General features: G+C 62.7%; 6 protein-coding genes. 2 read left to right on the top strand and 4 right to left on the bottom strand.

Translation table 11 applies throughout. From position 1 onward, the window contains the following. Positions 1-46: 46 nt before the first annotated feature. Genes MRY75_RS11650 through MRY75_RS11640 form a run of 3 tightly spaced genes read right to left on the bottom strand, consistent with a single transcriptional unit; the run spans position 47 to position 2126 of the window. Positions 47-835 (bottom strand): metal ABC transporter permease, encoded by a 789-nt coding sequence (locus tag MRY75_RS11650; protein WP_292307953.1) that lies wholly within the window; start codon positions 833-835, stop codon positions 47-49. Beyond that, the gene (locus MRY75_RS11645) at positions 835-1611 is read right to left on the bottom strand and encodes a metal ABC transporter ATP-binding protein (protein ID WP_292307951.1); all 777 of its coding nucleotides are present in this window, start codon (positions 1609-1611) and stop codon (positions 835-837) included. The genes MRY75_RS11650 and MRY75_RS11645 overlap by 1 nt, the downstream gene beginning before the upstream one ends. Further along, a complete protein-coding gene (locus MRY75_RS11640; protein ID WP_292307949.1) occupies positions 1608-2126 on the bottom strand; it encodes a transcriptional repressor in 519 nt (172 codons plus the stop codon). Before MRY75_RS11640 ends, MRY75_RS11645 begins: the two co-directional genes overlap by 4 nt. A 56-nt stretch (positions 2127-2182) precedes the next feature. On the opposite strand from MRY75_RS11640, the gene MRY75_RS11635 reads away from it, so the two are divergent. Together MRY75_RS11635 and MRY75_RS11630 are read left to right on the top strand one after the other, a co-directional pair. After that, on the top strand, positions 2183-3211 hold the full coding sequence (locus MRY75_RS11635; RefSeq protein ID WP_292307947.1) for a zinc ABC transporter substrate-binding protein: 1029 nt from the start codon (positions 2183-2185) through the stop codon (positions 3209-3211). Positions 3212-3225: 14 nt separating this feature from the next. Further along, positions 3226-3570: a DUF6525 family protein gene (locus MRY75_RS11630; protein ID WP_292307944.1), complete on the top strand. Its 345-nt coding sequence runs from the start codon at positions 3226-3228 to the stop codon at positions 3568-3570. A gap of 197 nt (positions 3571-3767) precedes the next feature. Here the strand turns inward: MRY75_RS11630 and MRY75_RS11625 are convergent, their stop codons facing one another. After that, on the bottom strand, positions 3768-8306 hold the full coding sequence (locus MRY75_RS11625) for a Hint domain-containing protein (RefSeq protein WP_292307943.1): 4539 nt from the start codon (positions 8304-8306) through the stop codon (positions 3768-3770). Positions 8307-8311 lie beyond the last annotated feature (5 nt).

Raw genomic sequence — 8311 nt, 5'->3', positions numbered from 1 at the left:
CCTGTCTCTCCGCCATTTCCCTTAAATGGCAACAGCTTCGATGGCGTCAGGCGCGCAGCCCGCGCATGAGGCTGGTTGCCAGGAACGCGATGGCCGCAACGCAGACGATCGAAGGACCTGCGGGCGTGTCGAGCAGGTAGGCCGATTGCAGCCCCACCATGGCCGACAGCGTGCCGATCCCGGCCGCGACAAGCGCCATCTGCTCCGGCGTGCGCGAGACCGGACGGGCGGCGGCGGCAGGGATGATCAGCATGGCGGCAATCAACAGCACACCGACGACCTTGATCGCCACGGCCACAGTGATCGCGAGCGCCAGTGTCAGGATCAATTGCTCGCGCCGCGGGTCGATGCCGCTCGCATGCGCCAGTTCCTCGCTCAATGTCGCGGTGAGCAGCGCCGACCAGCGCCACGCCATCAACCCCACGACAAGCGCCGCTCCGCCCCAGATCACCACGAGATCGGACCGCGACACCGCGAGGATGTCGCCGAACAGGTAGGCCATCAGGTCGATCCGGATACCCGACAGGAACGAGACCGCCACCAGCCCGAAGGCCAGCGCGGAATGCGCAAGCACCCCGAGAAGCGTGTCCATCGCATAGCCGCGCCCCGACAGCAGCGTCACGGTCAGGGCCATGACCAATGCGACGGCAAGGGCACCGGCGAAGATCGACATCTGCAGCGCCAGCGACAGCGCGACACCCAGAATGGCCGCGTGTGCGGTGGCGTCCCCGAAATAGGCCATGCGCCGCCACACCACGAAACTGCCCAAAGGCGCGGCAGCGACCGCCACGCCGACCCCTGCCAGAACCGCACGGGTCATGAAATCATCCAGCATTACTCGGCCGCCTCGATCTTTTTGCTGTGCCCATGGGTCCCGTGATCATGATCATGATCGCAGGTGTCGTCATGGGCGTGGTCATGTTCATGCCGGTAAAGGGCGAGCGCGCCGCCCGTTCCGGTCCCGAAAAGCGCGCGGTATTCCGGAGCGGCGGATACGATCTCGGGTGTGCCCTCGCAGCACACATGTCCGTTCAGGCAGACCACCCTGTCGGATGCGCTCATCACGACGTGGAGTTCGTGGCTGATCATAAGCACCGCACAGCCTGTGTCCTGCCGCACCTGTTCGATCTGTCGGTAGAATGCCGCCGATCCTGGCTGGTCGAGCCCCTGCGTCGCCTCGTCGAGCAACAGCAGGTCCGGCGTTTCGATAAGCGCCCGCGCAAGCAGCACGCGCTGGAACTGGCCGCCAGACAAGCCGGACATCTGCCGCTGGGACAGGTCCGGCACGCCCGCCTGCTCCAGAGCGCGGGCGCACGCCACATTGGTATGCCCCCCCGGCAGGCGCAGGAACCGCTCCACGGTGATCGGTAATGTCGGGTCGATATGCAGCTTCTGTGGGACATAGCCGATCCGAAGACCGGGCTTTCGGCTGATCGTGCCGGAAGCCGGACGCACCGCACCGATCAAGGCGCGCAACAGCGTGGTCTTGCCCGAGCCGTTGGGACCGACGATCGTCACGATCTCGCCGGGTTCGATGGCGAGGGACACGTTCCGCAACACCGTGTTCGCGCCGTAGCCGACGCTGATATGATCCATGGACATCAGGCTCATGCGTCGGCCTTTTCAGCACAGCTCGGGCAGAGACCCTCGGCCTCGACAACGGTGCGTTCGATCTGGAACCCGGCCGCGCGCGCTGCATCGCCCAGAGCGCCCCGGCTCGGTGTGGACTGCGCCTCGGCCACCGATTGGCACAGGCGACAGATCATGAAGGCAGGCGAATGCTCAGCCCCCGGATGGGCGCAGGCGATAAAGGCATTGAGCCGCTCGATCTTGTGCGCGAATCCATGCGCCACGAGAAATTCAAGCGCGCGATACGCCACGGGCGGCTGCGATCCAAACCCCGCGTCCCGCAACCGGTCAAGCATCTCGTAGGCGCCGATGGCCCGGTGTTCCTGCAACAGGATCTCGAGCGCCTGCCGCCGGACCGGCGTAAAGCGCAAACCTTCCCGCTGGCAATGGGCGTCCGCCGCCGCAAGAGCGGAAGCAATGCAGCCGGCATGATCATGGGTCTCGAACCCAACCGGTTCGGTTGCAGGGCTGGGATGGCTCGTGTCGCCACTTGTCATGTTATTACATTTCCTGTATCGAACGCGTAACGTTATAAAATCACATGGAGTTGGTGATGTCCAGAAACCTTGTCCCGCTTGCTGTTTCCGCCAGTCTGTTGTCCACCGCGTCCTGGGCCGATGTGCCGCGCGTGGCCACGGATATCGCGCCGGTGCATTCGCTTGTGGCACAGGTGATGGCGGGTGTGGGGACCCCTGCCCTGATCATCGCACCCGGTGCGACACCACATGAATACAGCCTGCGCCCGTCCGAAGCGGCCGCCCTTCAGGACGCAGAACTTGTGTTCTGGATTGGCCCGGACCTGACGCCCTGGATGGAGGATGCCATCGGTACATTGGCCGGGGCCGCGACCGTGACTTCGCTCTTGGAGGTGGACGGCACGACCGAACTGCCCTTCCGTGAAGGCGCCTTGTTCGAGGCGCATGTGCACGGCGATGACGAACACGGGCATGAGGACCATGACGCGCATGCCAAAGACGATCACGACCATGACCACGATCACGATCACGACCATGGTCACGAGACAGCGGAAGCCGGGCATGACTGGCACGACCACGACGGGCACGACTATGGCGACCATGACCCGCATGCCTGGCTGTCACCGGAGAATGGCGCGGTTTGGCTGAACGCCATTGCGGCCAAGCTGTCGGCGGCCGATCCGGACAACGCGGGGACATATTTTGCGAATGCGGCGGCAGCGCGTGCCGATCTCGATACCCTGCGCGCAGAGATCAACGGCATCCTCGACCCGGTGCGTGGGCGCAACTTCATTGTCTTCCACGACGCCTATCAGTATTTCGAAACCTCCTTCGACATCCCGGCCTCGGGCGCGATCTCGGTCTCGGACGCAACCGACCCAAGCCCCGCGCGCATTGCCGAGATTCAGGATCGCGTTCGCGATCAGGGCGTCAGCTGTGTTCTGTCCGAACCACAATTCGATCCCAAGATCGTGGCCGCCGTGATGGAGGGCTCCGAAGCCCGGACCGGCGTGCTCGACCCGATTGGATCGAACCTCGAACCCGGCCCCGATCTTTATCCGACCGTGTTGCGCAATCTGGCCCTCACCCTGGCCGACTGCCTCTGACCACAAGGGGGACGATGCGCCCTGCGTCAACCGGCGCATCGCCCCATCAGCGCGACATGACCATGCCTTCGAACCGTGGAACCACCAGCCTGAAGCGGGCGCGGCGTCGGGGCCAGCCGATGCGTGACTTCGATGCCCTGCCCGCCGAATTGCGCGCCTGGCTGGCTACAGCGATGCTTCCCTGGCATCCGACGTCGGCCCGCCGCGCTTTTCTCAAGGCGCTGGCACGCACACAGGATCCGACCCGCGCCTTGACCGAACTTGACCGCATCCAGGCCAAACTGGTGGCGCGGGATGTCAGCCGCATCTGGGGACCGGATCATCCGCTGCTGCGCGGAACATCAGGGCGCACGGCCTGACGGGGCGCCGCGCGCATGGAGGACAGCCAGTAGTGTCCGCAAGACGCGGCTGCCGCCCGCAATAGGCCGGGGCGTGAGCCGCCATGGAACAGAATGAGGAGCCCCCAGCGACTGTCTCAGACCTCTGAAGCTTGACCCCCGGAATCAGGTGCGCGCCGGTCAAGACAGCGGAAATCCCTGATTATTCGGCGATTGATTCATACGGCGACGCAGGACAGGGCGCCCAAGTGGTCGGGCAAGTCGCGATAGCGTGCGATGGGGCGCGCATGAAGGCCGTAGCTGTCCTCGGCGCAGGCAGGGACAAGATCGGGGAACAGCGCAGCAAGCTCGAGACGCGCGCTCGTCTCGAGCCCCAACATGGCCTGGAACCCGGGGTAGAAGCTTTCCGTCGCGGCGCCGTTTGCGAAGATTATCTGATGCGCCTCGAACGCAAGATGGAAATAGCCGACCTGCCGGCACCCCTGCATCACCCGCGCCTTGCCCCCGCGCATCCGTGCCAGATGGGTCGCCCGGACAAGCGTTTCATCCCCACCATCGTCGCGAAACAGCACGGCGTGTTGTGGCGACACGATCAGCGGCGTATGCGCCCCGACCAGATCGGGGGCCAGACGGATTGGGCGCAGCTTGGGCGCACGCGCCAGTTCGTCACGACCAAGCTTCCGGGAGGCCAGCCAGACGAGCGGTTGCGGACCGTTGTCACGGGTGACGATCATCGCTCCGGGTGACAGACGTTCGACCGGAACCTCGCCCTGTGTGGTCAGGATCAGCGTGCCTCGGGCAAAACAGACCACACCGGTATTGTCGGTGGCGAAAAAGCTGCTGTCCGCCGTAGCGCCGGTGAAGACAATGCCTTCCCCTGCTCCGAACTGAAGATTGTCGGAATAATCGGTTGTGTTGCCCTTGGTGTCCGTCAGGTTTGACTGGTTCAGAACACCGTCATCGGCCTGGTCCGCCCATATCTCGAAGACGGAGTCGTAATAGCTCGACAGGTCGATGAAGTCGTTGTTGTTGGTGTCCCCGTCCAGCAGAGCACCGGAGTTTCCACTGTTGAAATCGGAGATCGTATCGAGCCCGTCCCCGGCATTGTAAGTGAAATAGTCATCCCCGTCGCCTCCAGACAGAAGGTCGTCGCCGGTGCCGCCCTCGATGTAATCATTGCCGCTGCCGGCCGAGATGGTGTCAGCGCCCGCCTCGGCAAGAATGACATCGGCGCCGTCGCCACCGGTCAGAACATCAGCGCCATCGCCCCCGGTCAGGATGTCGTCGCCAGTCCCACCGAGAAGCGTGTCATCGCCGCCCATGCCCGACAGGAAGACACCGCTTGAATCCAGAGTGGCGTCGACACTGTCGGCCTGGTTCGACCCGATGACGCCTTCGATCTGGGTAAAGCTCCCGCTGTCCCCATCCGAGTCCGTGTAAGTGCCCGCTTCGTCGCCAGAGAACGTGACCGTTGCCGCATCGTCGGCAAGACTGAAAGACACCCAATCAACATCCGTGCCCGACACGTCTTCGCCGCCAGTGACGGTGGCGGCCCCGTAGCCGACCTGAATGGTGTCGTTCCCGGTACCGCCATCGAGCGTTGCATTCCAGAAGCTGTCGATCAGAAGGTCGTCGCCAGACCCGCCCAGCAAAGTGTCGCCTGCGCCGGTGTTGTTACCGGCAACCAGTGTGTCGTTGCCCGCCTCGCCATACAGCAGATCGTCGCCGCTGCCGCCATCGACGCTGTCATTGCCACTGCCTGCGTAAACAATATCCGAACCGGCTCCTGCATCGACACTATCGTTGCCGCCGCGAGCTACGACTTCGTCATTGCCGTCGCCACCAAGGATCGTGTCGTTGCCGTCACCGGTATCAAGCGTATCGTTCCCGGCGCCGCCGTCGTAGAATCGGTCCGTGGTACTGAGAGGGTCCGCAGCATAGGCGGCAAGGAGGTCATCAAATGCCGACCCTGTGACAGATGTCGTGCCTCCGTAATCGTAGAAGACCACATCAAAGGCGGCGAGGCTGGCGTCGAATGTCCCACCAACGCCCCAGGCCCCTTCGAAACCGTCAGCGTAACTGAATGTCAGGCTTTCGCCTGCTCCGCTGGTGGCCGTCCCGCCGATGCCGGAGGTGAAAACGATGTCGACGGATGTGGTGACGTCGTAAAAGCTCAGGACTTCGCTGAAAGACCCGTTGTTGATGGCAATCTCGTCACCACCAAAATCGAGGACTGAGCCATTGAACCCGTCACCGACATAAGCTGCATCGCGGCCTGTCCCACCGATAACGGTGTCAGCACCAGAGGCCACAGTGAAGCTGTCACCGCCCGCGCCACCGAGCATGCTGTCGTCGCCAGCGCCACCGTCGAATTGGTCGTTGCCCTCCCCTCCGTCGAGGGTGTCATTCCCGCTTCCGCCCAGAAGCTGGTCGTTTCCTTCGCGGCCTTCGACCGAAACACCCACGCCATCGGCACCGGCACGCAGGGTATCGTTTCCACCGGTCAGAATCAGGTGTTCGATCTCGCTGAAGGTGATCGTGTTGGTGCCGTCGGTGATCGTTCCGGCCTCGTCGCCGGTGTATGTAACCGTGACCGGAGTGGTCAGCGCGCTCAGGTCGATCGTGTCGACATCCGAGCCGGAAAACGTGTCTTCGCCACCAATGATTGTGTCATTGCCGATGTCGGCAAGCGCGACGTAGGTATCGCTGCCAAAGCCCCCCATGAAGGTCTGGTTCGTGCCGCCACGATCCTCGAAAAGGTCGTCACCGACATCGCCGAAATACTGCGCAGCGCCCGTTCCGTAACCGGACTGGATCGTGTCGTTGCCGTCACCGCCGTAGAGGGTCGTGGCAAAGGTTGCCGTCGACCCGTCAATGAGGAGGTCGTCGCCAGCTTCACCATAGGCGAGGTCATAGCCACCACTCACATCGATCGTGTCGTTCCCGAAGCCGGCATAGACGGTATCGCCTTGCTGTCCGGCGTCGATGTAGTCGTTGCCATAGCCGCCATAAATCAGATCCGCGCCATCGCCGCCGAAGATGCTGTCATCTCCGAATTCGCCATAGATTGTGTCGTTGCCCGCGCCGCCGTCGATCGTGTCATTCAACCCGTCTGCGCCGTAGACGACGGTTTGATTGCCCCCTTCGATGAGTTCGAGATAAAACCCGTCTGGCGTCCGCAGGACGTAGTTATCGCCCGTGGTCGCCGCCTGTGTGACAGTCTGACCGGGATTGATGCTTTGCCGGAATTCGAGAACGCCGCTGGAATTGAGGAACCACAGCTCGATCGGTCCTTCGGCCGTGTTCGTCACTGTCAGCGTGGTCGCGGTGCCCACCGTCGACGGGTAATCCGCGAGGTTGAGCCACATGTTGTCGCCGCGGATATTGTCGTTGCCGTCGCCACCCAGCAGGCTGTCCGCCCCGCTGCCCCCGGCGACACTGTCGTTGTCCAGACCGCCGTCCAGCGTGTCGGCTCCGGAATCGCCGGTCAGTGTGTCGGTACCGCTGCCACCGACAATGCTGTCATCTCCGGACTGGCCCTTGAGGTAATCCACACCCGCGCCGCCATCAATCGTGTCAGCCCCGGCGCCGGCATGGACCGAGTCATTGCCGTCTTCGCCGAAAAACCTGTCAGCCCCGGACCCGCCGATCAGCGTATCGTCACCGGCAAGCGCATAGACAGACGTGCCCGCGCTGTCGTCGGAGGCGTTGTATGTATCGGCGTAGATCGTGCCGGAGGATTGCTCGATGCTGGTGAAGACACCGAAAGCCGTCGTGGCGTTGAAGTCGTAAGTGCCTGTGCCGTCGCCGGTCCAGGTGACGGTGACACCCGCCGTGCTGGTCGGAGTGGCGAAGACGAGTTGGTCATACCAACCGCCGCCATCGATAAAATTGGTGCCGTGATCGTCAGAGACCGCAATAACGTCATTGCCGTCGCCCGCGTCGATTGTATCGGTCCCGCCCCCGCTTTCGATATAGTCGTCACCCGTGCCGCCGGAAATGCTGTCATTGCCGTTGCCACCAATCAGCCGGTCCGCTCCGTCGCCACCAAACAGTGTGTCGTTGCCATTGCCCCCCAGAATGGTGTCATTTCCAAGCTCACCATAGGCGACATCGTTGCCATCACCGGTGTCGATTGAATCGTTGCCCGCCCCCGCCAGCACGAAATCGGCGCCGCTGGTGATGGAATCGCCTTCGCCGTCGACATATCCAGAGCTTTGGGTGATGACGTCATTGCCCGCGGTCCCGTCGACCACGGTCTTGAAATCACCCGCGATCCGGTCGGCCTGCAAGTCGCCATTGTCAAGGAGTACGGAATTCAGACTGAGCGAGGTGATCGGCTTGGCCGTGAGCGCTGCCTGATCGGCATTCAGCGCCAGTTCCGGCGCGAGGTAGGTGTTTCCGTTGACATCCTGAAAGACGACCGCCGAGATCGTTGCCGTCGTTCCGTCGAAATAGGTGATGGTGGCGTCATAAACGGTAAGCGCGTCGAAATTCTGAGGCGCGCCACCATTGATGCGGAACGAATCGAACTCGGCTAGCAGGCCAAGCAAATCACGGTTGTCCGTGTCGTAGGTGGCGTTGTCATCAACGAGCAGGTAGTTGGGTGAAAGCGTCTGGATGCTTTCGCTCAGCGGGTTTGCGGACGTTCCGTAGGAACCAAGCAACCCAGCCGCATTTTCGGCGATCTCGTTGCCCTGGACCGTATCGATCACTGGCAACGTGCCTAGGAAAATGACTTCAAACGTCGTTGCCATTCAAT

This window comes from Marivita sp. (assembly GCF_022763305.1).
In the GTDB taxonomy this organism is placed as follows: Bacteria; Pseudomonadota; Alphaproteobacteria; order Rhodobacterales; family Rhodobacteraceae; genus Marivita.
This window is presented reverse-complemented; position numbering and strand designations above follow the sequence as displayed.